At 72.2% G+C, this 25,353-nt stretch carries 23 protein-coding genes and 3 pseudogenes; 14 read left to right on the forward strand and 12 right to left on the reverse strand.

Annotated elements, in window-relative coordinates:
* Positions 1 to 12: 12 nt before the first annotated feature.
* The 3 genes from ACWDA7_RS25195 to ACWDA7_RS25205 all read right to left on the reverse strand — a co-directional run bounded on the left by ACWDA7_RS25195 (position 13) and on the right by ACWDA7_RS25205 (position 3,163).
* Positions 13 to 1,437, reverse strand: coding sequence for a sensor histidine kinase (locus tag ACWDA7_RS25195; RefSeq protein ID WP_450606455.1), 1,425 nt, complete (start codon positions 1,435 to 1,437; stop codon positions 13 to 15).
* A 270-nt stretch (positions 1,438 to 1,707) separates the two neighbouring features.
* Positions 1,708 to 2,100, reverse strand: a complete 393-nt coding sequence (locus ACWDA7_RS25200) for a ribonuclease domain-containing protein (RefSeq protein WP_450606456.1) — start codon at positions 2,098 to 2,100, stop codon at positions 1,708 to 1,710.
* A 250-nt stretch (positions 2,101 to 2,350) separates the two neighbouring features.
* Positions 2,351 to 3,163: an AIM24 family protein gene (locus ACWDA7_RS25205; protein ID WP_450606457.1), complete on the reverse strand. Its 813-nt coding sequence runs from the start codon at positions 3,161 to 3,163 to the stop codon at positions 2,351 to 2,353.
* Positions 3,164 to 3,322: 159 nt separating this feature from the next.
* Between ACWDA7_RS25205 and ACWDA7_RS25210 the strand changes: the two are divergent.
* Positions 3,323 to 3,896 (forward strand): annotated as a pseudogene (locus ACWDA7_RS25210) (SDR family NAD(P)-dependent oxidoreductase).
* Positions 3,897 to 3,946: 50 nt separating this feature from the next.
* Here the strand turns inward: ACWDA7_RS25210 and alc are convergent.
* Both alc and allB read right to left on the reverse strand, forming a co-directional pair.
* Positions 3,947 to 5,062, reverse strand: coding sequence for an allantoicase (gene alc / locus ACWDA7_RS25215; protein ID WP_450606458.1), 1,116 nt, complete (start codon positions 5,060 to 5,062; stop codon positions 3,947 to 3,949).
* Positions 5,063 to 5,109: 47 nt separating this feature from the next.
* On the reverse strand, positions 5,110 to 6,450 hold the full coding sequence (gene allB / locus ACWDA7_RS25220; RefSeq protein WP_450606459.1) for an allantoinase AllB: 1,341 nt from the start codon (positions 6,448 to 6,450) through the stop codon (positions 5,110 to 5,112).
* A 270-nt stretch (positions 6,451 to 6,720) separates the two neighbouring features.
* On the opposite strand from allB, the gene ACWDA7_RS25225 reads away from it, so the two are divergent.
* Positions 6,721 to 7,518: an IclR family transcriptional regulator gene (locus ACWDA7_RS25225; protein ID WP_450606460.1), complete on the forward strand. Its 798-nt coding sequence runs from the start codon at positions 6,721 to 6,723 to the stop codon at positions 7,516 to 7,518.
* Positions 7,519 to 7,632: 114 nt separating this feature from the next.
* On the opposite strand, the pseudogene ACWDA7_RS25230 reads toward ACWDA7_RS25225, so the two are convergent.
* Positions 7,633 to 7,908 (reverse strand): annotated as a pseudogene (locus tag ACWDA7_RS25230) (ABC transporter permease); the annotation flags it as partial.
* Between the two features lie 200 nt (positions 7,909 to 8,108).
* On the opposite strand from ACWDA7_RS25230, the pseudogene ACWDA7_RS25235 reads away from it, so the two are divergent.
* Positions 8,109 to 8,521, forward strand: a pseudogene (locus tag ACWDA7_RS25235) (response regulator transcription factor); the annotation flags it as partial.
* A 16-nt stretch (positions 8,522 to 8,537) separates the two neighbouring features.
* On the opposite strand, the gene ACWDA7_RS25240 reads toward ACWDA7_RS25235, so the two are convergent.
* Positions 8,538 to 8,852, reverse strand: a complete 315-nt coding sequence (locus tag ACWDA7_RS25240) for a DUF5955 family protein (RefSeq protein ID WP_359403802.1) — start codon at positions 8,850 to 8,852, stop codon at positions 8,538 to 8,540.
* Between the two features lie 186 nt (positions 8,853 to 9,038).
* On the opposite strand from ACWDA7_RS25240, the gene ACWDA7_RS25245 reads away from it, so the two are divergent.
* On the forward strand, positions 9,039 to 9,638 hold the full coding sequence (locus ACWDA7_RS25245; protein WP_450606461.1) for a nucleotidyltransferase family protein: 600 nt from the start codon (positions 9,039 to 9,041) through the stop codon (positions 9,636 to 9,638).
* A gap of 198 nt (positions 9,639 to 9,836) precedes the next feature.
* Complete coding sequence (aceB, locus tag ACWDA7_RS25250; protein WP_450606462.1) at positions 9,837 to 11,456, forward strand: malate synthase A; 1,620 nt, start codon at positions 9,837 to 9,839, stop codon at positions 11,454 to 11,456.
* 1 nt (position 11,457) lies between these two features.
* Here the strand turns inward: aceB and ACWDA7_RS25255 are convergent, their stop codons facing one another.
* The 3 genes from ACWDA7_RS25255 to ACWDA7_RS25265 form a co-directional block, all read right to left on the reverse strand.
* Complete coding sequence (locus ACWDA7_RS25255) at positions 11,458 to 11,736, reverse strand: SelT/SelW/SelH family protein (RefSeq protein WP_450606478.1); 279 nt, start codon at positions 11,734 to 11,736, stop codon at positions 11,458 to 11,460.
* 17 nt (positions 11,737 to 11,753) lie between these two features.
* Entirely contained in the window at positions 11,754 to 12,668 is a 915-nt protein-coding gene (locus tag ACWDA7_RS25260; protein WP_450606463.1) for a HipA family kinase, read from the reverse strand.
* A gap of 73 nt (positions 12,669 to 12,741) precedes the next feature.
* Positions 12,742 to 14,223 (reverse strand): IucA/IucC family protein, encoded by a 1,482-nt coding sequence (locus ACWDA7_RS25265; protein WP_450606464.1) that lies wholly within the window; start codon positions 14,221 to 14,223, stop codon positions 12,742 to 12,744.
* A gap of 102 nt (positions 14,224 to 14,325) precedes the next feature.
* Between ACWDA7_RS25265 and ACWDA7_RS25270 the strand changes: the two genes are divergently transcribed.
* From ACWDA7_RS25270 to ACWDA7_RS25280, 3 genes are all read left to right on the forward strand, one after another.
* Positions 14,326 to 15,834 carry an IucA/IucC family protein gene (locus ACWDA7_RS25270; protein WP_450606465.1) on the forward strand — a complete coding sequence of 503 codons (1,509 nt, stop codon included), beginning with the start codon at positions 14,326 to 14,328 and terminating at the stop codon, positions 15,832 to 15,834.
* A 459-nt stretch (positions 15,835 to 16,293) separates the two neighbouring features.
* Positions 16,294 to 17,559 (forward strand): VWA domain-containing protein, encoded by a 1,266-nt coding sequence (locus ACWDA7_RS25275; RefSeq protein ID WP_450606466.1) that lies wholly within the window; start codon positions 16,294 to 16,296, stop codon positions 17,557 to 17,559.
* A complete protein-coding gene (locus ACWDA7_RS25280; RefSeq protein WP_450606467.1) occupies positions 17,559 to 18,368 on the forward strand; it encodes a hypothetical protein in 810 nt (269 codons plus the stop codon). Before ACWDA7_RS25275 ends, ACWDA7_RS25280 begins: the two co-directional genes overlap by 1 nt.
* Positions 18,369 to 18,488: 120 nt before the next feature.
* On the opposite strand, the gene ACWDA7_RS25285 is transcribed toward ACWDA7_RS25280, so the two are convergent.
* Positions 18,489 to 19,115, reverse strand: coding sequence for a winged helix-turn-helix transcriptional regulator (locus tag ACWDA7_RS25285; protein WP_450606468.1), 627 nt, complete (start codon positions 19,113 to 19,115; stop codon positions 18,489 to 18,491).
* 86 nt (positions 19,116 to 19,201) lie between these two features.
* Here ACWDA7_RS25285 and ACWDA7_RS25290 point away from each other — a divergent pair, with 86 nt between their 5' ends.
* The 4 genes from ACWDA7_RS25290 to ACWDA7_RS25305 all read left to right on the forward strand — a co-directional run bounded on the left by ACWDA7_RS25290 (position 19,202) and on the right by ACWDA7_RS25305 (position 22,401).
* Positions 19,202 to 20,410 carry a pyridoxal phosphate-dependent aminotransferase gene (locus ACWDA7_RS25290; RefSeq protein ID WP_359403834.1) on the forward strand — a complete coding sequence of 403 codons (1,209 nt, stop codon included), beginning with the start codon at positions 19,202 to 19,204 and terminating at the stop codon, positions 20,408 to 20,410.
* 96 nt (positions 20,411 to 20,506) lie between these two features.
* A complete protein-coding gene (locus tag ACWDA7_RS25295) occupies positions 20,507 to 21,157 on the forward strand; it encodes a histidine phosphatase family protein (protein WP_450606469.1) in 651 nt (216 codons plus the stop codon).
* Between the two features lie 54 nt (positions 21,158 to 21,211).
* Positions 21,212 to 21,835 carry a hypothetical protein gene (locus tag ACWDA7_RS25300; RefSeq protein WP_432934261.1) on the forward strand — a complete coding sequence of 208 codons (624 nt, stop codon included), beginning with the start codon at positions 21,212 to 21,214 and terminating at the stop codon, positions 21,833 to 21,835.
* 131 nt (positions 21,836 to 21,966) lie between these two features.
* The gene (locus ACWDA7_RS25305) at positions 21,967 to 22,401 is read left to right on the forward strand and encodes an acyl-CoA thioesterase (protein WP_450606470.1); all 435 of its coding nucleotides are present in this window, start codon (positions 21,967 to 21,969) and stop codon (positions 22,399 to 22,401) included.
* Positions 22,402 to 22,411: 10 nt separating this feature from the next.
* Here the strand turns inward: ACWDA7_RS25305 and ACWDA7_RS25310 are convergent, their stop codons facing one another.
* A complete protein-coding gene (locus tag ACWDA7_RS25310; protein ID WP_450606471.1) occupies positions 22,412 to 22,813 on the reverse strand; it encodes a winged helix-turn-helix transcriptional regulator in 402 nt (133 codons plus the stop codon).
* A 101-nt stretch (positions 22,814 to 22,914) separates the two neighbouring features.
* Between ACWDA7_RS25310 and ACWDA7_RS25315 the strand changes: the two genes are divergently transcribed.
* Positions 22,915 to 24,357, forward strand: coding sequence for an MFS transporter (locus tag ACWDA7_RS25315; RefSeq protein WP_450606472.1), 1,443 nt, complete (start codon positions 22,915 to 22,917; stop codon positions 24,355 to 24,357).
* Positions 24,358 to 24,426: 69 nt separating this feature from the next.
* A complete protein-coding gene (locus ACWDA7_RS25320; protein WP_450606473.1) occupies positions 24,427 to 25,023 on the forward strand; it encodes a 3'-5' exonuclease in 597 nt (198 codons plus the stop codon).
* Positions 25,024 to 25,353: the final 330 nt, after the last annotated feature.

Genomic DNA, 25,353 nt, shown 5'->3' on the forward strand with positions numbered 1-25,353 from the left:
CGCGGCCCGCGCTCACCCGGGCCAGGGCAGCCACGCCCACACCCGGAAGCCGCCGTCGTCCCCGATGCCGTGGTCGAGGGTGCCGCCGGCCAGGGTCGCGCGTTCGGTGAGGCCGATCAGGCCCTGCCCGGATCCGGGCACGTGCGGGACCTCTCCGGGCGGCGCCGGATTGAGCACCGTCACGGTCAGGCCGTCAACGGGCCCGCCCACGACCGTGACCGTGACCTCGGCCCCGGGGGCGTGCTTGCGCGCGTTCGTCAGGCCCTCCTGCACGATGCGGTAGGCGGTGCGGCCTACGGAGGCCGGCACGGCGGCGGGATCGGCGAGGCGGTCGACAAGGACGACCTTCATGCCGGCCAGACGGCACTCGGCGACCAGGGCGTCGAGCGCGGCCAGCGTCGGCTGGGGGCGGCCGGCGTCGTCGGAGTCGCCCGCCCTCAGCACCCCGATGATCTCCCGCAGGTCCTGCAGTGCATCGTGAGCGCTCTCCCGGATCACCCCCGCCGCCCGTGCGATCTCCTCGCGGGGCGCGTCCGGCCGGAACTCCAGGGCGCCCGCGTGCACGCTCAGCAGCGTCAGACGGTGCGCGAGGACGTCGTGCATCTCCCGCGCGATCTCCTCCCGGGCCAGTCGCTGGGCCTGCTCGGCCCGCAGCGCCGCCTCCGTCTCGGCCCGCCGTGCCCGGTCCCGCAGGCTCAGCATGAGCTGCCGCTTGGACCGTACGAACATGCCCCAGCCGACGACCGCCGCCGTGAACAGGGCGGTGACGGCGACACTGGCCAGATACGGCATGCCCGGGTCCGGGCGCAGCCAGTAGAAGACCGGGATGAGCGCGAACTGCGCGCCGCCGAGCCAGACGGCGTACTTGAACGGCCGGTGCACCGCGACGGTGAAGAGGGCGATCATGCACGCGCCGCCCGAGGTATCGGAGACCAGGCCCACCGGGAGCATCGTCACGGCGAGACCGAGCGGCCAGCGGCGCCGCAGCCAGACGGCGAGGCAGGCGAGCCCGCCGAGTCCCCTGTCGGCCGCCGCGAGGCCCTGCGAGATGTGGTGGTCGTGTCCCACCGTGGCTCCGGCGGCACAAGCGATGAGCACCGCCAGAACGAAGCACCCGAAGTCGACGACCCAGTCCCGCACGGTACGCCGGGGCCGCTCGCGCCCGGTGCCGGGATCCAGCTCCGCTATCACGGCGGAGGGCAGGAACCATCGGTGCCGGGGCAGCCCGTATCCCGCCTGCCCCGTCGCCGGTCGCGAGACCGGAGCGGGAGCGGGCACCGACTGGGGCGCGGGCCGGGCGGCGGGGACGAGAGGAGCCCCCGGCCGCCGCAGCCGGCCGGTCCGCAACAGGCCAAGGGCGCTTCGGACGCCTTCCATGGCCGTCTCTGGGCGGGGCGGCGACGTCCCCGCGGGACGTGCCGACTCGTCTCCGCTCACGGTCGGCCAATCTATGCGGGAACGGCCCTGGGCACCTCCCCCGCCGACCCGATCCGAGACCAAAGTCGCGGGGCCGCAGACTTTGGGAGCGGGCCTCGGGGCGGAGCGGGACTTCCGTAGGACGCGGCCGGCCCCGCGGCCGGTTTTCCGGGGGAGCCGCGGGGCGGGTTCTGTGCCGCGGTGGAGCGGACTGCGAGCGGAGGTCCGTCCGGACGCCGGTCGGAGCCTGGAGGGTCATGCTGTCCGCTCAGCAGTGGTGGCGCTGTTCGCTCAGCAGTCGAAGTCGATCAGATCGAACGTCGCGTAGTGATCCGAGGTGTAGTAGTCCTCTTCGTACTGCCTGCCGGTGACGATCCGGCGGGCCCCACGGGTGGAGGAGCCGGGCGTCTTGACCGTGTACTCGTGGTAGTAGCCGGTCGACTGCCGGGCCAGCACGCCTTCGCGGTTCTGGAAGACGATCCCGTCCTGGGGGTACGGGAAAGGACCGCCCGAGTCGATCAGACGGAGCGTGGTGTACGCCTGGGAGGGCAGGTCGCCGTAGCAGATGCTGCCGACGGACGTGGCAGCGGCCTCCGCGGTGGTGGTGACGGTGGCGCCCATGAGCAGGGCCGACGCGAGCGCGGCCGCGGCGCCGATTCGTGTTGCGCGTGGGGGGAATCTCATGCCGTCATGATGACGCGCGTAGACGATGACATGTCAATGACAAGTGGACAGAGTTTCCTGTCAAGTCCCTTGAATTTTCGCGTAGTTAACCTGCCGCCGCAGCGCGGACCATCTCGGGCAGGGCGTGTCGCACAGGCGCGCGGGAGCCGTGTCGCGGGCGGCCCTCCAGGTCGTACGGGTGGAAGCCGGCGCACGCGCCGATCCTACGGGTGTCGGCGGAAGGCCCCGTCGGCACCCGGAACTCCTCGGCTCAGCCCACGTTCGTCGAGAACAGTCCGCCCGTCGGCCCCTGCTTGTCGCCGCCCTGTGCCTTCTTGAGGGCGTTGGCGAGACTCTCGATGGTGAGGGACTGCAGGATGACGCGGCCGTTGCCCTCCAGGGTGGCCAGGGACAGGCCCTCGCCACCGAAGACCATGTTCATGATCCCCTGGCGGTTCAGGCCGCCGACGCGCTGGACGCCGTACTGGATGCCTTCCTCGAAGGCGACGACGCATCCCGTGTCGACCTCGATGCGGCCGCCGAAGTCGGCGGGGTTGAGGTCGATGAAGTTGCCCGCACCGGCGATGATCACCGTCCCGTGACCGGTGAACTTCTCCAGGATGAAGCCCTCGCCGCCGCTCATCCCGGTACGGCCGCCCTGGAAGGCGATGCCGAAGTCCACCGTCGACTCGGCGGCCACGAATGCGTCCTTCTCCGCGAACCACGCGCGCCCGCCGTCGAGTTCCAGCGCGCGCATCTCGCCGGGCAGGACACCCGCGAAACCGACGGTGCCCTCGCCGCCCTGTGAGGTGAAGTACTGGAACGCCAGCGACTCACCCGCGAGCGCCCGCTGGCCGACCTGCATGGCGGTGCCCATGGCCTGGCGCAGGAAGCCGCCCATGCCACTGCCCCCGCCCTGGGGCTGGCCGCCGTTGTTCGACGGGCCGGACAGACGGGTCTCCATGGTGACGTTCGTGGTCTTGAAGAGGAACTTGCCCGCCTCGCAGTACACGGTCTGTCCCGGATGCAGGTTGACGACCGCCATCTGCATGGCGTTGCCGACGATTTCTTGCTGAAGAGTCACGGGGGGAGAACGCGGCGGACGGGTGAAAGAGTTCCGGGCACGCCAAGTCGATGTCCGTCCACCGCCTGTGTTCCGCGCGCCGGGACGCTGGAACGGGCTCATGACTCCATAAGGAACCCTGCCGGCAGGACGGCCCTGATCACCGGCGGTGACCGCGGCATGGGCGCGGCGACGGCACGGCGGCCGGCCCGCGAGGGGGCGGACGGGGCCGTCACCTGTGCGAGCGGCGAGGAGGCGGCCGAGGTCGTCCGGGCCGTCGAGGCGCTGGGCCGCCGCCGGGCAGGTGGCCGTGCGCGCGGACGCAGGCGCCGCGGGCGAGGCCGCGGGCGCGGTGGGCCGTGCCGGGGAGGCACTGGGAGGGCTGGACGTCCTGGTCGACAACGCCGGCGTCGGAGTGCTCGGCCCGGGACCCGGCACGCGCTGGGTCATACCGGTGCCGACGCTGATCATCCGCCCGCCGCGTTCCCCGCGCGAGGCGGCGGCCTGACGAAGGCCCTCGCACGGGAGCTCGGCGGGCGCGGGATCAGCGCCGGCATCGTCCATCCCGGTCCGATCGACGCTGGCATGAATCCCGCGGACGGCCCCCACGCCTCCGCCCAAGGGGCGATGACGGCGCTGGGCCGCTTCAGCACGGCGCACGAGGTGGCGTCGACGGTGGCGTACCTGGCGCGGAGCGGACGCCGCCTAGGTCACCGGCGCCGAGTTCACCGTGGACGGCGGGCACGCCGCCTGAACACCCATGGGGCGCACCCGTGGCCGGTGCGCCCCATGGGTGCCGGGGCCTCAGCCGCCCAGTTCCTGGAAGCGTGCCCCCAGGCGGGCCGCACCCTCCCGGGTCAGGGAGCCGTACAGGCGCAGCCGGGAGATGCCGCCGTCCGGGAAGATGTCCACGCGCGCGTGCGTGCCGACCGCCGGTGCCGGCGGGACGAACCGGTGGTTGGTGTCCGGCTGGAGGCGGGTGCGCGCGAGGATCTCCCGCCACTCGCCGTCCTCGCCGTCCTTGACCGAGACGGAGGCCCAGCCAGCCGAGTTGCCCTTGAGGTACGCCGTGTCGATCTCGATCGCCCGGATCTGCGCCTCGGCCACGAGCCGGTAGCGGATCCAGTCGTTGCCGTGGTCCCGGCGGCGCCGTGTCTCCCAGCCGTCGTCCATCTTGCGGGAGCGGCCCGGCTGGATGGTGTTGGTGGCGGGCGAGTAGAAGAGGTTCGAGGCGTCCTCGACCCGGCCCCCGTTCTCCAGGGCGACGACGTCGAAGGTGCCGAGAGCCTCGAGCCACGCCGGGTCCGGCACCGCTTCGCCGTGGACGCGCAGACGCGCGATGCCGCCGTCGGGGTGCTGGTTGACCCGCAGATGCGTGAAGCGCTGTTCGACGGCGACCGCGAACCCGTTGGCCGCGTGACCGCCGACCGGGGTGCGCGGGACCAGCGTCGTCCACTTCACGTCGTCGCCCAGCAATTCCCGCGGGGACGGGGAGCCCGCTACCGCCGTGCCCTCGACGGACACCGCCTGCGGGTAGTTGCCGCGGAAATGGGCGGTGTCGACGACGATGCCGCGTACGACGCCGGGCGTGCCGAGGCGGATCAGCGCCCAGTCGTGGTCGTCCGCCGCGGGCCAGGGGTGCTCCGCCGAGCCGCCGCGGCGGCGCCGTGTCTCCCAGCCGTCCATGACCTTGCCCTTGTGCCCGAAGTGCTCGGGGTCGAACTCGGCGCGCCCGGGCACCAGCAGGTTCTCGCGCTGGGCGAAGAACTCATCGTTGGCGGCGATGACCCCGGCGCCGAGCCGCCGGTCGGCGAGGTCGGCGTGGCGGGTGAAGGGGAAGTCGGCGGTGCGGTAGTCCGCGTACGGGTCACCGCCTCCGTAGGGGCCGGCGTCGCCGGTGAACGTGGGAATCGCCGTCACAGTGATCAGGTCTTCCTTTCGGGAGTCGGCCGCAGCGAGTGCGGAGGTCAGTCGGTTCTGGAGAGCAGTCGTCCCTTCGGCTCGGTGAACGCGCCGTCCGCCACGATGCGCTCGCCGCGCAGCCAGGTGGACTTGACGACGCCGTGCAGAGTCCGGCCCGCGTACGCCGTGACCCTGTTGCGGTGCTGGAGGGCCGCCGGGTCCACGGTGAAGGTCTCCTCGGGGGCGAACACCGCGAAGTCGGCGTCGCGGCCGGCCTCGATGGCGCCCTTGCGTGCGTCGAGTCCCGCCAGTCGTGCCGTGCGCGTCGACATCCAGCCCACCACGTCCTCAAGTCCGTGGCCGCGCCCGCGGGCCTCGGTCCAGACCGCGGACAGGCTCAGCTGGAGTCCGGATATGCCGCCCCACGCGGTCGCGAAGTCGCCGGTCTTGAGGTCGGCCGTCGAGGGCGAGTGGTCGGTGACCACGCAGTCGATCGTGCCGTCGGCCAGCGCCCGCCACAGCGTGTCCTGGTTGGCGGCCTCGCGGATGGGCGGGCAGCACTTGAACTCGCTCGCCCCGTCCGGGACTTCCTCGGCCGTCAGGGTCAGATAGTGCGGGCAGGTCTCCACGGTGATCCGTACGCCCTCGGCCCTGGCCTCGGCGATCAGCGGCAGCGCGTCGCCGGACGAGAGGTGGAGCACGTGCACACGGGCGTCGAGGCGCTTCGCCTGCGCGATGAGGTGGGCGATCGCGGTGTCCTCGGCGTCCTTGGGCCGGGAGGCGAGGAAGTCGGCGTACTTGGGGCCGCCCCGCTGCGGGGCGGCGGCGAGCCGCCTCGGGTCCTCGGCGTGCACGATGAGCAGTCCGCCGAAGCCGGCGATCTCGGCCAGGGAACGGGCCAGTTGCTCCTGGTCGAGCGGGGGGAATTCGTCCACGCCCGACGGGGAGAGGAACGCCTTGAACCCGAAGACACCGGCGTCATGCAGCGGCCGCAGGTCCTTGACGTTGTCCGGCAGGGCGCCACCCCAGAAGCCGACGTCGATGTGCGCCTTGCCGGCCGCGGCCTCCTTCTTCGTGCGCAGGTGGCCGACCGTCGTGGTCGGCGGAAGCGAGTTGAGCGGCATGTCGACGACCGTGGTGATGCCGCCGGCCGCCGCCGCGCGGGTGGCGCTCCAGAAGCCCTCCCACTCGCTGCGGCCCGGGTCGTTGACGTGGACGTGGGTGTCGACCAGGCCGGGCAGCAGGACGTCGTCGCCGAAGTCCTCCCGTCGGGTCCCGGCCGGCACGTCCGCGTCGTACGGCAGTACGGCCGAGATCGTGCCTCCGGCGACCACGACCGCCGCCGGGCGCGTCCCTTCGGGAGTGACAACGCGCCTCGAGCGCAGCACCAGTTCAGCGTCGGACACCCCGGCCCCTCTCTGCCGACGTCCTGCCCACGGGAAACGGGAGTTGCCTCCACGGAACGAATTCAACGTTCTGTTGAAGGAGTCTTCACTCCGGCTCCCGCACCGTCAAGGGTGCGCCCCCTCCCGGCGCCTCCGGCACGGCCGTTCTGGACGTTTCCACAAAGCGGAATTAGACTTTCGTAACGGCAGGCGTAGCTACGCACCACCGGGCGGTGGACCGGCCGCCGGGTAGGCTTCTGCCCTTCCTGTCCGCCCCGAAAGGAACGCGCCGTGCCGACGTCCAGCGCCAGCGACGCCCCCGCAAAGTCCGCCGCGGGCGGTGGCGTCCAGTCCCTCGAGCGTGCCTTCGACCTTTTGGAGCGAATGGCCGACGCGGGCGGCGAGGTCGGCCTGAGCGAGCTGTCCGTGAGCAGCGGACTGCCGCTGCCCACGATCCACCGTCTGATGCGCACGCTGGTGGCCTGCGGTTACGTCCGCCAGCAGCCCAACCGCCGCTATGCGCTCGGCCCCCGGCTGATCCGGCTCGGCGAGTCGGCGTCCCGGCTGCTCGGCACCTGGGCCCGCCCCCACCTCGCACACCTGGTGGAGGAGACCGGCGAGACCGCGAACATGGCCCTGCTCGACGGCGACGAGATCGTGTATGTGGCGCAGGTGCCGTCCAAGCACTCGATGCGGATGTTCACCGAGGTGGGCCGGCGGGTGCTGCCGCACTCCACGGGTGTGGGCAAGGCGCTGCTCGCCAACACGCCGGACGGCGAGGTGCGCGCGCTGCTCGCCCGCACGGGCATGCCCGCCGCGACGGAGAAGACGATCACCACTCCGGACGCCTTCCTCGCCGCACTGGCCGAGGTACGCCGGCTCGGGTACGCGGTCGACGACAACGAGCAGGAGATGGGGGTCCGCTGTCTCGCGGTGTCCGTCCCCGGCTCCCCGACGGCCGCGGCGATCTCCATCTCCGGGCCGGCGGGCCGGGTCACGGACGCGGCGACGGAGAAGATCGTGCCGGTGCTCCAGCAGGTGGCCGCCGAACTGTCGGAGGTACTGGCGAGCACGGGCCCCGCCGCCTGACCCACGGCCGTCACACGGGCCGCCCGTCCACCCGGGAGGTCAGCCGCCCGTCCGTCATCTCCCGCACCGCGTCCACTCCTTCGGGATGGGCGCGGTCGTGCGTCACCAGGACCGTGGCTGCGCCGAGCGGACGCCGGACCGCCCCGCCCAGGTGCGCCAGGCGGCCGACGGGAGCGCGGAGTCGGTGAAGGACACCGGACGGCACCCAGGCGGTACGGCGAAGGCGAGGTGGCCGGCGGGCAGCCCGAGGACGGCCGAGGTGTTCTCCCGGGCGAGCCCGGTCGTCAGCCCGGACAGCAGCCCCACGAGCAGAGTGATCAACACGACCACGGCTCCCATCAGGGCGAACCGCCCCTTGGCGAACCGGAGGTCTCTCCATGCGACGGACATGCCTCAACCCTCGGGCCGCACGGCCGCACGGGCGTCGCTCCCGGGCGGGCTTCTCCCGGATCGCAGGGGCGAGCCGTCTTTCAACCTTTTGGTTGACCGGTGCCGCCCGGGGGTCCGCTCAGGCTGGACGGGCCATGGACCTCCGCCCCCACTCCCCCGCCGTCACCGTCCTCCGCCTCTGCCTGTACGCGTTCTTCGCGGGCCTGCTCGTCCTCGCCGCGGTGCGGGCTGACGGACCCGCGCCGCTGGCGGCGGCGCTCGGCACGGGCGCGGTGTTCGCGGCGGGGGCGCTCAGCCCGACGCGCCGCCCGAGGAACTGGCGGCCGCGGTCCGCACGACGGCCGCCGGCCACTCGGCCCTCGCCCCGGCGGTCGCCGACCGTCTGACGCAGCGCATGCGCATGCCCACGGCCGCACTGAGCCGCCGCGAACTGGAGGTCCTGGAGCTGGTCCGGGACGGACTGTCCAACCTGCAGATCAGCAAACGGCTGTTTCTGAGCCAGGCGACGGTGAAGTCCCATCTGGTCCACATCTACGCGAAGTTGGGCGTCGACTCGCGTACGGCCGCGGTGGCGGTGGCCGCGGAGCGGGGAGGCATCCGCCGCCGGGGGTAGCCCCGGCCGCGAGCGCTCAGTCGCGGGGCGGCTCCCCGAACAGCTCCACCGCGCTGCGGACGTCCGCGAGGCCCCGGGCCAGGGCACTGACCGAGCCGATCGCACCGGCGACCAGCAGCAGGGACCGGCGCAGGCGCGGGATCTCGGGAGCGCCGCTCACGGCCATGGAGGCGAGCGCGGCGAGTTCGTCCTCGGCTATGCCGCGGTCGGGGAACTCGGCCGGGAGCATGGCGAGTTCGCGGCGCAGTTGGTACACCGCGGTCCGCAGTCCCGCCACTCGCGGGTCCTCATCGCTGCCGGTCACTGGCCTTTGCCCCAAGCTCCGCAACACAGCTCTCCCCCCTCGCACCCCTTTGTGCGCACGGCCTCGGTACATCGCCCGGTGCCCCGTGGCGTCGGTCAGGCGCCGGGGGACGCGGGTCAGTAAACGCCAATCGGTGCGCCGGGCGCCACCGTGCGGACCGAAATTCAGCCCTTGGAAACCACACGCCCGGCACGGGTCAGGTATGCAGGACGTATGACGCGAAACGAAGACCGCATCGCCGGGCTCCTCCTCGCGGCGGGCGGAGGCCGGCGGCTCGGCGGACGGCCCAAGGCGCTGCTCGAACACCGCGGGCGGCCGCTCGTGGAGCACGCGGTCGAGGCCCTGCGGGCGGCCGGGTGCGCCCGCGTGCACGTGGTGCTGGGAGCGGCGGCCGAAGTCGTACGTGAGCGGGCGGAGCTCACCGGTTGCGCACTGGTGGACAACCCGGACTGGGAGCAAGGCATGGGCTCCTCGCTGCGGGCGGGGCTCGCGTCGCTCGCCGGGACGGGGGCGTCGGCGGCCCTGGTCCTGCTCGTCGACCAGCCCGGTATCGGTCCGGAGGCGGTGGCCCGGGTGCTGGCCGCGTACACGGACGGGACCTCGCTGGTCTCGGCCGCCTACGACGGGGTACGCGGCCATCCGGTGCTGTTCGGCGCGAGCCACTGGGCGGGCATCGCGGCGGCGGCGACGGGCGACCGGGGGGCGCGCGACTACCTCAAAGCCCATGAGGACGCGATCACCCTCGTGGAGTGCGGGGACGTGGCGCAGGACTACGACATCGACACCCGGGGCGACTTGGTCCACCTCGAGTGAGGGCGTGGCACCGAGCGCCACCTTGGCTCGATGCGGACAATCTCGACGTCAACAAATCATTGAACTTCCACTATGAGGAAACTACTATCCACTGATCAGAAGCGCCTGACGGGCTCACCGGGTGCCGTCAGCCGCATCCGCGCCATCTGGCACCCAGTGCCGCGGCGAACTCACGTCAGCCGAAGGAAGTGACAGCTCATGTCCGCATCAGCGCCGTCGCCGGTCGTCGTCGAGGCCGAGCTCCTGCCGCGGCAGGACGAGGTCCTCACGGAAGCGGCCCTCGCCTTCGTGGCCGAGCTGCACCGCCGGTTCACACCTCGGCGTGACGAGCTGCTGGCCCGCCGGGCCGAGCGCCGCGCCGAGATCGCCCGCACCTCGGCCCTCGACTTCCTGCCGGAGACCGCGGCGATCCGCGCGGACGACTCCTGGAAGGTCGCCCCCGCGCCCCCGGCCCTCGACGACCGCCGTGTCGAGATCACCGGCCCCACCGACCGCAAGATGACCATCAACGCCCTCAACTCGGGCGCGAAGGTGTGGCTCGCGGACTTCGAGGACGCCTCGGCGCCCACCTGGGAGAACGTGGTCCTCGGCCAGCTCAACCTGATCGACGCCTACACCCGGAACATCGACTTCACGGACCCGGCGAGCGGGAAGACCTACGCCCTGCGCCCGGCCGAGGAGCTCGCCACGGTCGTGACGCGTCCGCGCGGCTGGCATCTGAATGAGCGTCACCTCCTGGTCGACGGACAGCCGATGCCCGGCGCCCTGGTCGACTTCGGCCTGTACTTCTTCCACAACGCGCAGCGCCTGCTCGACCTCGGCAAGGGCCCCTACTTCTACCTCCCGAAGACGGAGTCCCACCTGGAGGCGCGCCTGTGGAACGACGTCTTCGTCTTCGCGCAGGATTACGTCGGTATCCCGCAGGGCACCGTCCGCGCCACCGTCCTGATCGAGACGATCACAGCGGCGTACGAGATGGAGGAGATTCTCTACGAACTCCGCGACCACGCATCGGGGTTGAACGCGGGCCGCTGGGACTACCTCTTCTCCATCGTCAAGAACTTCCGCGACGGCGGCCCCAAGTTCGTCCTCCCGGACCGCAACGCGGTCACCATGACGGCCCCGTTCATGCGCGCGTACACCGAACTCCTCGTGCGCACCTGCCACAAGCGCGGCGCCCACGCGATCGGCGGCATGGCGGCGTTCATCCCCTCCCGCCGCGACGAGGAGGTCAACCGGGTCGCCTTCGAGAAGGTCAAGGCCGACAAGGACCGCGAGGCGAACGACGGCTTCGACGGCTCCTGGGTCGCCCACCCGGACCTGGTGCCGATCGCCATGGCGTCCTTCGACCGGGTCCTCGGCGACCGGCCCCACCAGAAGGACCGGCTGCGCGAGGACGTGGACGTCAAGGCGGCCGATCTGATCGCCGTCGACTCCCTGGACGCCAAGCCGACGTACGCGGGCCTGGTCAACGCGGTCCAGGTCGGCATCCGCTACATCGAGGCCTGGCTGCGGGGTCTCGGCGCGGTCGCCATCTTCAACCTGATGGAGGACGCGGCCACCGCCGAGATCTCCCGCTCGCAGATCTGGCAGTGGATCAACGCGGGCGTCGAGTTCGAGAACGGCGAGAAGGCGACCGCCGAGCTCGCCCGCAGGGTCGCCGCCGAGGAGCTCGCGAACATCCGGGCCGAGATCGGCGAGGACGCCTTCGCGGCCGGCCACTGGCAGCAGGCCCACGACCTGCTCCTGAAGGTGGCGCTCGACGAGGACTACGCAGACTTCCTCACCCTCCCCGCGTACGAGCAGCTCGCCGGCTGACCTACTCCGCCGCCCTGTCCGAGTGGCCGAGGGGCTTTCCCGGGGCCACTCGGTCGCGCACCAGGCGCTTGACCGCCGTGGGCTCGGGGAAGCCCTGCTCACGGCGGTCCCAGACGACCTCGTCGTCCACCCGGACGACGAAGACACCGCCCTTGCCCGGCTTGAGGGCGAGCTCCGTCAGCTCGTTCTCGAACGTGGTCAGCAGTTCCTGCGCCAGCCAGGCCGCGCGGGGTAGCCACCGGCACTGGGTGCAGTACTCGATCTGGACGCGATGGGTCATCGCGCCGGCGGTGTCCGTCATCCCAGATGCACCGACCAATCCTGTTCCGCGGCCGGCTTGCCGTGCAGGTCCGGGACCCGCTTCAGCCAGTCCGGCCGGCCCTGCTGGGTCCGCGCCGCGCGCCGGGCCTCCTCGGCGGCGAGCTCCTCCCGGGTGGGGAAGTCGGTGGGCAGCCAGGCCTCCGAGGCCTTGACCCGGGCCAGGAGGTAGTCGACGTAGGCGTCCCTGACCTCTCCGGGCGTCGCGAAGCCCGGCTCTCCGGCCAGCCAGGCGTCCGGCACTTCCCCGGTGACCTCGCGCAACAGCTCCTCGGTCACCTTGGGCGCGAGCTGGTCCTCGGCGGCCCGCATGTCCGGGGCGAAGTGGCCGAGGGCGTGGTGCCGGAAGTCGTACGCCTTGTCCGGCGCCGAGGCGTCCCAGCGGTGGTGGAAGACGAGGGCGGCGCCGTGGTCGATCAGCCACAGCCGCGGGGGTGCGGTGCCGAAGGTGGGCCAGACCATGAGGTTGGAGCTGTGCACGGTGCGGTCGACGTTCACGGTCAGCGCGTCCAGCCAGACGATCCTGCCCGCCTCCACCGGGTCGACGGTGCAGGCCCGGGCGACCTCGGGGGTGAAGTCCCGGGCGCCGGGGAGGTAGTCCATGCCGAGGTTGAGACCGGGGCTCGCGTTCAGCAGGTCGCGCACCTCCTGGTGCGGTTCGTGCGCGGCGATGGCCGGGTCGAAGTGGGCGAGGACCAGTTCGGGCACGCGCAGTCCGAGCCTGCGGGCCAGCTCCCCGACGATCACCTCGGCGACCAGCGCCTTCACGCCCTGCGCGGAACCGGTGAACTTCACGACGTACGTCCCCAGGTCGTCGGCCTCGACGACTCCGGGCACGGAGCCGCCGGACCGGAGTGGGTTCACGTATCGAACAGCAGTCACGTCGCGCAGCACACCGGCCACTGTAGGACAGCCGCTCGCAGGGGCCCGCGGAGATCGCCTGCCCGCCGGCCCCGCCGGCGGGCGTTCACCGGCAGGCCAGCGGGTTGGGCAGTGGCAGATAGCGCGCGTCGGCGCCGTCCGCGCCGGTCCAGCGCAGCAGGAGGTTGGTCTTGCCGGGGAGGGTGGGCGCGGCCAGCAGGCCGGGGATCTCGGGGACCGGGTGGCGGGCGAGCTCGGCGCGGGCGGCGGGCCAGGGGTTCCACCCGGGGTGGCGTTCGGTCAGCAGCGCCGCCAGTTCCGAGAGGTTGTTGACGACCAGGCAGTAGACCAGCCGCTCCCAGCCCGCCTGACGCGACACGTCCGTCAGGAGCTTCACGCCCTCCGCGTCCCGGAACAGCGCCTGGACCGGCAGACCGGAGGCGTCCACCGCGACGAGCGTGTTCTGCAGGTGCGCCTCCAGGACGACACCCTGCCGCTCGAACGCCTCCAGGGTGGGCGGGACGACCTGGCGCAGATACGCCGTCCACCAGGCCTCCGGGTCGCTGAGCGCGTCGAGCGGGCTGCCCTCGAAGCCCTCCACCAGGCCGGCGGCGAGCAGCGGGGTGGCGCCGGGCAGGACGTGCCGACGCAGGCCGTCACGGACCAGCACGGCCAGTTCCTCGAATGCGAAATCGGCCGTGCGGTAGCCGCGGTCGCTCAGCCAGGCCGCCGGGCCCTGGGTCGCCGCGAACGCGCGGGCCACGGCCTCGTCCGTGCGCCGCAGCTCGAGCAGGTCGTGGCGCCACAGCCGGCGGATGTCGTTGGTGATCCGCACATCAAGGCTGAACTTGACGAACAGGTCGTCGTCGGGGACGTACACCGTACGGATCGCGGCCGTCGGCGTCACGGGCCGTGCGGTCGCGCCGAGCCTGACCAGGCGCCCGTCCGCGAACGCCTGCTGGATCTCCGGGCGGCCGGCGACCAGGCCGAGCTGCCAGGGGTGCGCGGGCAGCAGCCGGTAGCCGCGCGGTGCGGTGCCGAGGGCGTCGAGCGCCGTCATGTCGCCCTCCTCCACCACGGCGTCCTCGCGGACACCCAGAAGGGTGAGCGGGAAGCGGGCGTACGCCTCGGGAGCGTAGGGCAGCCAGCTCGCCACGGGCCCGCCGCCGCGCGCCTTGGGGGCGGGGTGGTGGGGGTGTCCCATGATCAGGGACTGTTCGGAACGCACATATGGGTCCTCCGGCGCCGTCGCGCGGGCGCGGGTCGTCAGGATGGCGGCCACCGCCTCCCGGCTGTCGAGCATCTCGCCCGGCAGTTCGGGATTGGACAGGCCGGTGGCGCGGCGCAGCTCGTCGGCGGTGAGTTTGACCAGTTCGGCATGGGTGAGCGGGTGCCAGCAGCCGTCGGCGTACACCTCGGGGTCATGGGGCCGGCGCTCGCCGCGGACCCGGAGCAGCCGGCCGCCGGCCCGCAGGCGGTGGACACCCTGTTCACCGGCGGGCTCCGCCGCCTCCCGCAGCAGGCAGTTGAGCAGCGGCGCCGCCGCGTAGGCGTCCGCGCGCTCGGGGACCTCGTCCCTGTGGTGCATGGGGTCCACGGTGGTCCATTCGTTCCGTACGGGCACTGGCGATCAGTATGTCTTTGGTGGTCCTTGACCACGATCCGCACCCAGCCCCCGAGGAGCCAGACCGTGCCCCCTTCTCCTTCGGCCGAGACCGAGCTCGCCGCCGAGCTCGACGCCGTACGGCCCGACCTGTCGGCGTCGTACGCGGCCGCGCTCCCCGGTGCCCGCTCGGCCGTCCTGTCGCGCCTGTGGCGGGCGCTGGCCCATGAGCCGCTGCCGTGGATCGCGCGCCGGGAGCCGGCGGCCGGGGGGCTCACGCTCCGACTGACCGACGGGCGCAGGCTGCACGGGCCGCTCGCCGACCCCTGCGCGACCGCCGCGTACGTGACCGAGGTGCGGCTCGAGGGACGGGCGTACGACCGCCCGGGCGCGCTGGTCAGGGCGCTCGGCGTCCCCCACGGCGAGTCGTTCGCCGCCGAACTCGACCACAGCTCCGCCTCGCTCGCACTGTCCCGGGCCGACCGGCCACAGGACACCGGGGAACCGGTGACGAGCTGGGCGTGGGAGCAGCGGGTGGTCGACGGGCACCCGTTCCACCCCAACTGCCGGTCGCGGCCGGGCTTCTCGGTCGCCGAGCAGCTCGCCTACGGGCCCGAGCACCGGCCGCTGGTACGCCTCGGTCTGGTCCCCCTGGACGACGGGGGTCTCGTACGGGGCGAGTGGCCGAAGTGGCTGCTGGACGGCAGGCGCCCACTGGTCCCGGTCCATCCCTGGCAGACCGCGCACGTACTCGGGATGCCGGCGCAGGAGGGACCGACCGCCCATCCGCTGATGTCGCTGCGGACGCTGGCCCTGCCCGACGACGGCCCGCATGTGAAGACGGCGCTCAGCGCACGGCTGACGTCCTCGGTGCGGGACATCTCGGTGCAGTCCGTCGAGACGTCGCTCACCGTCTCCGACTTCGTGGGGTCGATCGCCGCGCGCACCGACGGCCTGCTGCACGTCACCCGCACCCTCGGGGCGGTCAGCGCGCACTCCCCCGACCTCGCGGCGGTGCTGCGCGAGTCACCCGAGACCCACACGGACACGGCGATCGGTGAACGGGTGGTCCCGGTCGCCGCTCTGCCGCTCACCGGCCTGCCCTCCTCCGCGGCCTGGTTCGCCGCGTTCACCCGTCTCGCCCTGACCGTGGGGCTGCGCCTGCTGGACCTGGGGGTGGCGCTGGAGGCGCACGGCCAGAACCTGCTGGTCGTGCTCTCACCCACGGGCGCCCCACGACGGCTGGTCTACCGCGACCTCGCCGACATCCGGGTGAGCCCGGCCCGGCTGGCCCGGCATGGCATCAAGGCCCCGGACCTGGCCGGCCGGATGGTCACGGACGACGAGACGACCCTGCGCCGCAAGCTGTTCGGCTCGCTCGTGGCGGGCGCGCTGGCCTCGGCCGCGGGGTCGGCCCCCGTGCTGCGTGAGGCGTTGGAGCCGGCCGTGCAGGACCTGCCGCGCACGGCCGATCTGACGGCGCTGTGTGCGGAGCCTCTGCCCACCAAGGCCCTGACCCTGATGCGGTTGTCCCCGCAGCGGCCCGGCGATCTGTGGACGCTGCTGCCGAACCCGCTGACCGGGGCGGGTCCGTGACCGCGACGGCCTGCGCCTACATCAGGGCCTTCGGCGCGCTGACCGCCGTCCCGTTGGCCTTCCACGACCAGGTGGGACGTGTCTGCGACCACTACGTCCGGGTCGACCGGGCCATCGTGGAACTCGCGGCGGCGCGCGGGCAGCGGATCGGAACCAGTCGGTGGTCCCCGTCATCGAGGTCGTGGTCACCCTGGGCGGTTCGGTGTTCTCCGCGACTACCGGCGACCAGACCTGGGAAGCGCTGGGAAGCTCGGCCAGCTGGAGCAGTATGAGGGGATCCGCCGGGCGGAGGTCGTCACCTGCGCCGAGGCGGAGGAGATGGTGCGTACGGGAGACATCACCGACGCCTTCACCATCGCGGTGCTCTACCGGGCCCGTCTGGCGGGGTTGTTCGATTAGACCACCAAGGTTCCACGGCTCGTTTTGAAGCGCGCGGCTTCTGATCAATAGGATCCGCCGATGATCACAAGAAAACGGTTGGCGACGGGTGTCTGTGCCCTGCTCGCCGCCCTGGCGGCCGGGATGGCCGTCCCGGCCGGCGCCGTCGCCGACGAGACGACGGCCCAGGACGCACCCAAAGTCGATCTCGTCCTCGACGTCAGCGGCTCCATGCGGGCGCAGGACATCGACGGCGGCTCGCGGATGGCTGCGGCGAAGCAGGCCTTCAACGAGGTGCTCGACGCGACACCGGAGGAGGTGCAGCTGGGCATCCGGACGCTGGGCGCCAACTACCCGGGCAACGACCAGAAGACCGGCTGCAAGGACACCGCGCAGCTCTACCCGGTGGGGCCGCTGAACCGGACCGAGGCCAAGACGGCCGTGGCCACGCTCCAGCCCACCGGCTGGACCCCGATCGGCCCCGCCCTCCTGAAGGCCGCGGACGACCTCAACGGCGGCAACGGCTCGCGCCGCATCGTCCTCATCAGCGACGGTGAGGACACCTGCGCCCCGCTCGACCCCTGCGAAGTGGCCCGCGAGATCGCGGCCAAGGGAATCGGGCTGACCATCGACACCCTGGGCCTCGTGCCGAACGCCAAGCTCAGCAAGCAGCTCAGCTGCATCGCCGAGGCCACCGGCGGCACCTACACCTCGGTGCAGCACAAGGAGCAGCTCTCCGACAAGGTCAACCAGTTGGTGGACCGCACGGCGGACAAGGTGGTCACACCGGTCGCCGTGGAGGGCACCGGGCAGTGCGCGACGGCGCCCACGCTGAAGTCCGGCCTCTACACGGACCGCGAGGAGATCGGTCAGCACCGCTTCTACCGTGTGGACGTGGCGCCCGGTCAGGAGCTGCGGGCCTCCGTGAGCGTGGCCGACGACCGGCAGGTGAACCCGGACTACGGGGTGACGCTGCGGGCGATCAGCTCGCACGGGCGTGAGATCGTGCGCGGCGAGGCGACGGGCTCCGGCCGTACGGACGTCATGTCGACGGGTCTGCGCTATCCGAAGGCGAAGAGCGACGAGGAGGACGCACCCGCCGAGACGGTGTGTCTCCAGGTCGCCAACTCCTTCTCGCCCGCGGCCGGTGTGAAGACGACGCCCGGGTTTCCGCTGGAGCTGACCGTCGACGTCGTCGACGGGCCCGACCAGGCGGGCGACGTCGCCTCCTTCGGCCTCGGCCGTGGCTGGTGGCTGCTCGGCGCCCTGGTCCTGACCGGCTTCCTCGCGGGTGTTCTGTGGGGCTGGATTTCCCGCTGGCGGCTCGCGGTCTGGAGGACCAACTGATGCGTATCGGAACGATTCTGACCGCGGCGGCCCTGCTGCTGGGCGCCTCCGTCTCCCCGGCTCTCGCCGACTCCTCACCGTCCCCGAGCGCGTCCGGCGACAGCGCCGCGCCCACCTCGGCGGGCACGTCGTTCCGTACGGCGACGGAGATCGAACAGGGCCAGCAGGCCACGGCGAGCGCCTCCACCGGTGACTACCTGTACTGGTCGTTCCCCGCGGACGCGGGACAGCGCCCCACCGTGAAGGCGACGGTGAAGCTGCCCTCGGCGTCCCAGAGCGGGACGCAGACCTGGCAGTTGGACGTGTACGACGGGCTGCGCCGCCGCCAGGCCTGCCAGTACGGCACGCAGACGCGCACGGCGGCGCAGGGTGCGTCCTCCGCGAACCTGTCCTGCACGCTGCGCACGGTCCGCGCCTGGTCGGAGCAGTGGTCCGACGACCCGCTGCCGGGCACGTACTACGTCCGGCTGACGGCCGTGGGCCTCGGTGCCGCGGACCTCGGCATGCCGGTGAACGCCGCACTCCAGGTCGAATCCAAGGAGATCGGCGGCTCGGCGGCCGTGGACGGTTCGCTCGCGCAGCCGCTGGTACCGGGGATCGCGACCACCACCTCACAGCAGCAGTCGCCCGAGTCGGACTCGGCCGTGCTGTCCTCGCTGAAGCCCGACGACGGCTGGGCCTCCGGCTGGTGGTCCGACCGCTGGGTGTGGACCGCGGTCGGCGGCATCCTCGCGGCCCTCGCGGGCATCGGCGGATACGCGCTGACGCGTGGTTCGGGACGTCCGTACCGGGTGCCGCCGGGCGCCTGAGGCACCATTCGGGGCAAGCGGAGGCCCACCGTGCCGTCTCGGCACGGCGGGCCTTCCCGCTGAACGCCCGCGCAGCACACCCGGACGGCTGACGGTGCCGGAAAACGCCACGCGCGCGGGTCAGTCCCCGCGCAGCGCCTTGGCCAGCGTCCCGTCCCCCGACACCTCCACGCGGCCTGCGCGTACGGCCTGATTCAGCGTCACATCACCTCGGCCCAGGGCGGCGCAGGTGCCGGCGTCGAGGGAGAGCCGGGCGTCGGGCTCCTCGGGGGCGGCTCCCTCGCCGTACACCGGGCCGTCCTCGGCTCCGAGCCGCAGATGGAACTCGCCCTCGTCCAGGTGGACTTCGACCAGGCCCTCCCCCTCCAGCGAAGCCAGCAGCGGCAGCGCGAACCAGTGCGCGCGCACCGCGTCCGTCGGCCTGCGCTCCCCCAGCGCGGGCCCGCCCCACGCGCCGAGCGCCTGGATCACCGGAAGCAACTCCCGGCCGCGAGCGGTGAGTTCGTACACGAACACGGCGGAAGGCGGCGGCAGCCGGCGCCGCGTGGCCAGTCCGTCGCGCTCCATGTCCTTCAGCCGGGACGCCAGCACGTCCGTGCTCACGCCCGGCAGGTCCGCGTGCAGATCGGTGTAGCGGCGCGGTCCCGCGAGCAGTTCACGGACGATCAGAAGGGTCCAGCGGTCGCCGACGGCGTCGAGTGCCCGAGCCGTGGAGCAGTACTGGTCGTAGCTTCGGCGAGGTGACATGCGACGCAGTCTAGACACGTTGTTGGACTTTCCAAGCTCCCACTTGGTAAAACCAAGCATCACAGCTAGCGGAGGGGAAGCGACGCATGGAGTTCCGGCAGTCGAGCAAGCTCAGCGAGGTCTGTTACGAGATCCGCGGCCCGGTGATCGAGCACGCCGACGCGCTGGAGGAGGCGGGCCACAGTGTGTTGCGCCTGAACACCGGCAACCCCGCGCTCTTCGGCTTCGAGGCGCCGGAGGAGATCCTCCAGGACATGATCCGGATGCTGCCGCAGGCGCACGGCTACACCGACTCGCGCGGCATCCTCTCCGCACGCCGCGCCGTGGCCCAGCGGTATCAGGAGCGCGGCCTGGAGGTGGGCGTCGACGACGTCTTCCTCGGCAACGGCGTCTCGGAGCTGGTCTCGATGGCCGTACAGGCGCTGGTGGAGGACGGCGACGAGATCCTCATCCCCGCACCGGACTTCCCCCTGTGGACGGCCGTGACGACTCTCGCGGGCGGCCGGGCCGTCCACTACCTGTGCGACGAACAGGCCGACTGGTACCCGGACCTGGACGACATGGCGTCGAAGATCACGGACCGCACCAAGGCCGTCGTGATCATCAATCCCAACAACCCGACGGGCGCCGTCTACCCGAAGGAGATCCTCGAGGGCATCCTCGACCTCGCCCGCCGGCACGGCCTGATGGTCTTCGCGGACGAGATCTACGACCAGATCCTCTACGACGACGCCGTGCACCACTCGGCCGCCGCGCTCGCCCCCGACCTGGTGGTCCTCACCTTCTGCGGCCTGTCGAAGACGTACCGGGTGGCGGGCTTCCGCTCCGGCTGGCTGGTGGTGACCGGTCCGCAGCAGCACGCGCGGAACTATCTGGAGGGCCTGACGATGCTGGCCTCCATGCGGCTGTGCGCCAACGCACCCGCCCAGTACGCCATTCAGGCCGCGCTCGGCGGACGCCAGTCCATCCACGAGCTGACCGCGCCGGGCGGCCGCCTGCACGAGCAGCGCGACCGCGCCTGGGAGAAGCTCAACGAGATCCCCGGAGTGACGTGCGTGAAGCCGAAGGGCGCGCTCTACGCGTTCCCGCGCCTGGACCCGAAGGTGCACCGGATCCACGACGACGAGAAGTTCGTCCTCGACCTGCTGCTCCGCGAGAAGATCCAGGTGGTCCAGGGCACGGGCTTCAACTGGCCCGCCACGGATCACTTCCGCATCCTCACGCTGCCCTACGCGGACGACCTGGAGGCGGCGATCGGCCGGATCGGGCGGTTCCTGAGCGGGTACCGCCAGTAGGGGAACGGCCGTCTGGCTCAATTCGTCCTGCGCGCCGCCACGGCCGTGTGACACGGTGCCGGTAGACGGAAGCGGAAGGGCCAGGAAGGGCAGGGCGTGGGCGACCTCATTCTCGTCCGGCACGGTGAGACCGAGTGGTCGTTGTCCGGGCGGCACACCGGGCGGACCGACGTACCGCTGACCGACAACGGCCGGGAGCAGGCGCGCCGGCTGGCTCCGCTGATCGCGCGGCACCACATCGCCGCCGCGTTCGTCAGCCCGATGCAGCGGGCCCGCGAGACGGCCCGGCTGGCTGGGATCGGCGGGGCGCGCGTCGACGCGGACCTGTCCGAGTGGGACTACGGCGGGTACGAGGGGATCACCACCCACGAGATCCACCGGACGCGTCCGGACTGGTTCCTCTTCACGGACGGTGTGGCGCCCGGCCCGCCCGAGCACCCCGGGGAGGGCCCGGACGAGGTCGGGGCGCGCGCGGAGCGCATGCTCGCCAAGATCGACGCGGCGCTCGGCGACGCGGAGGGCAGCGTGGTCGTCGTCTCGCACGGCCACTTCCTGCGGGTGCTGACGGCGCGGCGCCTCGGGCTGCCCGCGTCGTCGGGCGCGCTGTTCCAGCTCTCCACCGGCACGCTGAGCCGGCTGGGCACGGAGCACCGGCGCCATGTCGTGGCCGGGTGGAATGTCAGACCCGACGCGTACTGTTCCCATGGGTCCGTCTCGGAAGGAGAGGCGGGGCCGGACGTGCCCTGACCGGGGCCAGGACACCGGTCCCCCGCCCGGTGCGCCCAGGGGAAGGAACACGCCGTGACCCGACCGCCCACCGCCGCGCAGCGGCGTGTCATCGACGCGGCCGATCCCGTGACCGGCCGGCTCAGGGGGACGGACGCCCAGCTAGCCGCGCTGGTGAAGCGAGGCCTCGCGTTCCGGCATCCGCGTCCGCCGCACGACCACTTCCTGACCCCCTCGGGCCATCGCATACGCGAGTCGCCCCCGGAACAGCCGACCGCGGACCCGGCGCCGTCCGACTCCGGCGTGTTCGCCGCGCGCGTCGGCGGCGAGGACGCACCGGACACCGGGCCCGCCCGGCTGCGCGAGGTGCGCGGCGCCTGGGAAGGACTGCTGGAACTGCGCCGGATGACCAACCCGGACGGTGCCGTGGACCGCCCGTGCGGCTGGGAGCGGGCCCATCTGGTGCGGGCCGCGGCGCTCGCCCTGGAGGCGGCCGGACACCGGCCCGCCCCGGGCGACGGCGACGGCTACCGGGTACGCGCGACACCGCAGCCGGAGGCGGTCGCGGTGTACGAACAGGACCTCGGGGCACGGCACGCCTGCGCGGCCACGCTGGAGAAGGCCGGGTGGCAGGTGAGCGAGCACACGCAGCCGCGCACCGGGGCGCGGTACCTGCTGGCATCACCGCGGCGCACATGAACCGGATGAGCCCCTGGCGCGAACCGCGCGGAGTACCGAGGAGCCGACCGCGGCCGGGTGATCAACACACAGGGGCACTGCCGTACATTCGTACGCTCGCACGTCCGTTGCCGTCACCTTGGAGGAAGAGCATGGCCGAGCACACCGCGGAGCCGTTCTCCGTCGCCGTCACCGTCCGCGGGTACGAGACCGATGCCCTCGGGCACCTGAACCAGAGCGTGTATCTGCAGTACGCGGAGCACGCACGCTGGAGCCTGCTGCAGGCCGCCGGAGTGAGCCCGTCCGAGCTGCTCGCCAAGGGCGTGGGGCCGGTGGTCCTGGAGACGACGATCCGCTATCTACGGGAGCTGCGCGCGGGCGACGAGGTGGAGGTGACGTGCGCCTTCGAGTGGGGCGAGGGCAAGACGTTCCGGGTCGTGCAGACGATCCGCAGGACGGACGGCACGGTCTCCGCCGAGGTCACGGCGGTCGGCGGACTGATGGACCTCAACCTGCGCAAGCTGGTGTCCGACCCGCAGGGGCACTTCCGGGCGATGGCGAACGAGCCGGGGGCATTCGGCCTGTGAGTTCCGCGGTCTACGCGTCGAGCAACTCCGGGCGGTGCTCGGCGTCGTAGACCGCGCGCGCCTCGGCGATGGCCACCCGGTACCGTTCCGCCCAGTCGGTGAGGGACAGCAGCGTTGCGTGCAACTCCTCGGCGATGGGCGTCAGTTCGTACTCGACCTTGGGCGGCACCGTCGGATGGACGGTGCGGGTGACGAGTCCGTCGCGCTCCAGATTGCGCAGGGTCAGCGTGAGCATGCGGCGACTGATGCCCTCGATGCTGCGCTCCAGCTCGGTGAAGCGGATCGGCCCGTGCGCGGCGGCCACGAGGATCTGCACGCTCCACTTCCCGGCCACCCTGTCAAGAACCTCGCGGACGGGGCACGCATGCGCGTTCACGACCTGCGCGGTAACACCGGTGTTCCCCTGGGACATCCGACTGCCTCCTTACGCCGTCCTCCATGGTCACCCACGATGTACCCCGTTACAAGTCGTGCACCTATGGTTCCCATGGAGAATGCGGAGGCCACAAGGCCATGTCGACCGGAATCAAGTCACCGGCGCCGTCACCGGCCCGGACATCGCCGCACCGGACGTACTCCCGCTGGGCGTCACTGGTCGTCCTGTGCGCGGGGACGCTGATGACGATCCTGGACGGCAACATCGTCACGGTGGCGATGCCCGCGATCCAGAGCGACCTCGGCTTCAGCGGGCCGGGCCTCGCCTGGGTCGTCAACGCGTACCTGATCCCCTTCGGCGGGCTGCTTCTGCTGGTGGGCCGCCTCGGGGACCTGGTGGGCCGCAAGCGGATGTTCGCGACGGGACTCGCGGTGTTCACCGCCGCCTCCCTCCTGTGCGGACTCGCCACCGGCCAGGCGGTGCTGATCGCGGCGCGGGCCGTGCAGGGCGTCGGCGGGGCGATGGCCTCGGCCGTGGTGCTCGGCATGCTGGTGGCGCTGTTCCCCGAACCGCGTGAACAGGCCCGTGCCATCGCGGTGTTCAGCGCGGTCGGAGCGGCGGGCGGGGCGCTCGGCACCTTCCTCGGCGGCGCGTTGACCGAGGCCCTGAACTGGCACTGGATCTTCCTGATCAACCTGCCGATCGGGGTGGCCGCGTGGTTCGCTGCGGTCCGGGTCCTCGCCCCGGACAGCGGTGCCGGACTCGGCAACGGCGCCGACTACCCCGGGGCGGCCCTCGTCACCGGTGCCCTGATGCTCACCGTGTACACCATCGTCGGCTCCGGAGGCCGCGGCCTGACGGCGGACCTGCTCCTCGCCGGGCTCGCGCTCACCCTCTTCGTGGCGTTCACCCTTCGGCAGACACGGGCCGCACGTCCGCTGCTGCGGCTGCGTCTGTTCCGCTCGCGGCTGCTGACCGGTGCGAACGCCATCCAGGTTCTGATGATCGGGACCATGTACGGCTTCCAGTTCCTCGGCGCGCTCTACCTCCAACGCGTCCTCGGATACAGCGAGCTGGCCACCGGAACCGCGTTCCTGCCGGCGCCGGTCGCGATCGGAGCACTGATGCTGGGGCTCTCGGCACGGACCATCGCCCGGTTCGGCGCGTACCGGGTGCTCATGACCGGGCTCGTGCTCATCGTCACCGGGATGGGCCTGCTGAGCCGCGCTCCGGTCGACGGTTCGTACCTCACCGACGTACTGCCGCCGCTGCTGCTGCTCGCCGCCGGGTTCGCGGCCGCGATGCCCGCACTGACCGGACTCGCGATGTCGGGAGCGCGGGAGGAGGACGCGGGGCTGGCGTCCGGGCTCTTCAACACCACGCAGGTGGTGGGCGGTTCGCTGGGCCTCGCGACGCTGTCGACGCTGGCGGCGGGCCGGACCGGCGGACTGCTCGAGCGGGGAGCGGGGCTGATCCCCGCCACGGCGGCGGGTTACGGGCTGGCCTTCCGGGTGGCGGCGGGGATCGCGGCGGGGGCGCTGGTCCTGGCGGCGGTCGTGCTGCGTCCCCGTTCGGGGTGACAGCGTGGGGGGCGACCAACACGGATCCCGGATGCGAGCGGGCGCCCGCGGCTGTCATGCTGCACAGCCATGGCACCACGAACGATCAAGCCGAGCGTGTACATCTCCGTGGACATCGAGGCGGACGGACCGATCCCGGGGCCGTACTCCATGCTGAGTCTCGGCGCCGCCGTGGCCGGGCGCCAGGATGCGGTCGGGTTCAGTGCGGCCGACCCGGAGGAGCACACCTTCTACCGCGAACTGCTCCCGATCAGCGCGGAGTTCGTGCCCGAGGCGCTCGCTGTGAGCGGTCTGGACCGGGAGCGGCTGACGCGCGAGGGAAGTGAACCGGCCGCCGCGCTGGGCGAGTTCGCCGACTGGGTGCGCCGTGTGAGCGCGGGTGCGCAGCCGGTGATGTGCGGCTATCCGGCGTCGTACGACTGGACGTTCCTGTACTGGTACCTGATCCGCTTCACCGGCGCGAGCCCCTTCGGGCACTCCGGCTGCCTGGACATGAAGACGCTGTACGCGACGAAGGCGGGCCTGCCCCTGCGGGCGGTCGCCAAGGGCACGATGCCGCGTCACCTCCTGTCGAAGCGCCGCCACACGCACCACGCCCTCGACGACGCAGTCGAGCAGGCCGAACTGCTCGCCAACCTCATGGCGTGGCCGGGTCCCGGCGCCTAGGGCGCCGGGGACCCGGCCGAAGCCGTGGTACGGGCGCCACCGCGAGGACGCCCCGCACCGACCCGTTTGCAGACCGCTGGTCGCCATCTTGAGGGTGGGGATCTTCTCGTCAACTGGGTGGGCGGCCACGGCGGCTCCTCCGGTCGGTTGCACGTCGGCTCTGACGTGGGTGTCAAGGAGGTGGTGCGTGTGGTCGTGCGGGACCGGGACGGGATCGTTCGAGGGGAAGGGGTCCGTTCCGGGGCGCGCACGTCCCTGCGCGCCCCGGAACGGGCGCCGATGACCCGCGCGGGTGCACGGCCACCGGGCCGGCGCCGTACCACCCCGCCG

It is taken from the genome of Streptomyces sp. NPDC001156 (assembly GCF_053598275.1).

Bases quoted from the DNA above. Each gene is read 5' to 3' on its own strand.
- ACWDA7_RS25305 (WP_450606470.1), top strand. From the start codon at position 21,967: ATGGCCGAGCACACCGCGGAGCCGTTCTCCGTCGCCGTCACCGTCCGC.
- ACWDA7_RS25290 (WP_359403834.1), top strand. From the start codon at position 19,202: ATGGAGTTCCGGCAGTCGAGCAAGCTCAGCGAGGTCTGTTACGAGATC.
- ACWDA7_RS25320 (WP_450606473.1), top strand. From the start codon at position 24,427: ATGGCACCACGAACGATCAAGCCGAGCGTGTACATCTCCGTGGACATC.
- ACWDA7_RS25310 (WP_450606471.1), bottom strand. From the start codon at position 22,813: ATGTCCCAGGGGAACACCGGTGTTACCGCGCAGGTCGTGAACGCGCAT.
- ACWDA7_RS25280 (WP_450606467.1), top strand. From the start codon at position 17,559: ATGCGTATCGGAACGATTCTGACCGCGGCGGCCCTGCTGCTGGGCGCC.
- ACWDA7_RS25315 (WP_450606472.1), top strand. From the start codon at position 22,915: ATGTCGACCGGAATCAAGTCACCGGCGCCGTCACCGGCCCGGACATCG.
- ACWDA7_RS25275 (WP_450606466.1), top strand. From the start codon at position 16,294: ATGATCACAAGAAAACGGTTGGCGACGGGTGTCTGTGCCCTGCTCGCC.
- ACWDA7_RS25265 (WP_450606464.1), bottom strand. From the start codon at position 14,223: ATGCACCACAGGGACGAGGTCCCCGAGCGCGCGGACGCCTACGCGGCG.
- ACWDA7_RS25245 (WP_450606461.1), top strand. From the start codon at position 9,039: ATGACGCGAAACGAAGACCGCATCGCCGGGCTCCTCCTCGCGGCGGGC.
- ACWDA7_RS25200 (WP_450606456.1), bottom strand. From the start codon at position 2,100: ATGAGATTCCCCCCACGCGCAACACGAATCGGCGCCGCGGCCGCGCTC.
- aceB (WP_450606462.1), top strand. From the start codon at position 9,837: ATGTCCGCATCAGCGCCGTCGCCGGTCGTCGTCGAGGCCGAGCTCCTG.
- ACWDA7_RS25285 (WP_450606468.1), bottom strand. From the start codon at position 19,115: ATGTCACCTCGCCGAAGCTACGACCAGTACTGCTCCACGGCTCGGGCA.
- ACWDA7_RS25255 (WP_450606478.1), bottom strand. From the start codon at position 11,736: ATGACCCATCGCGTCCAGATCGAGTACTGCACCCAGTGCCGGTGGCTA.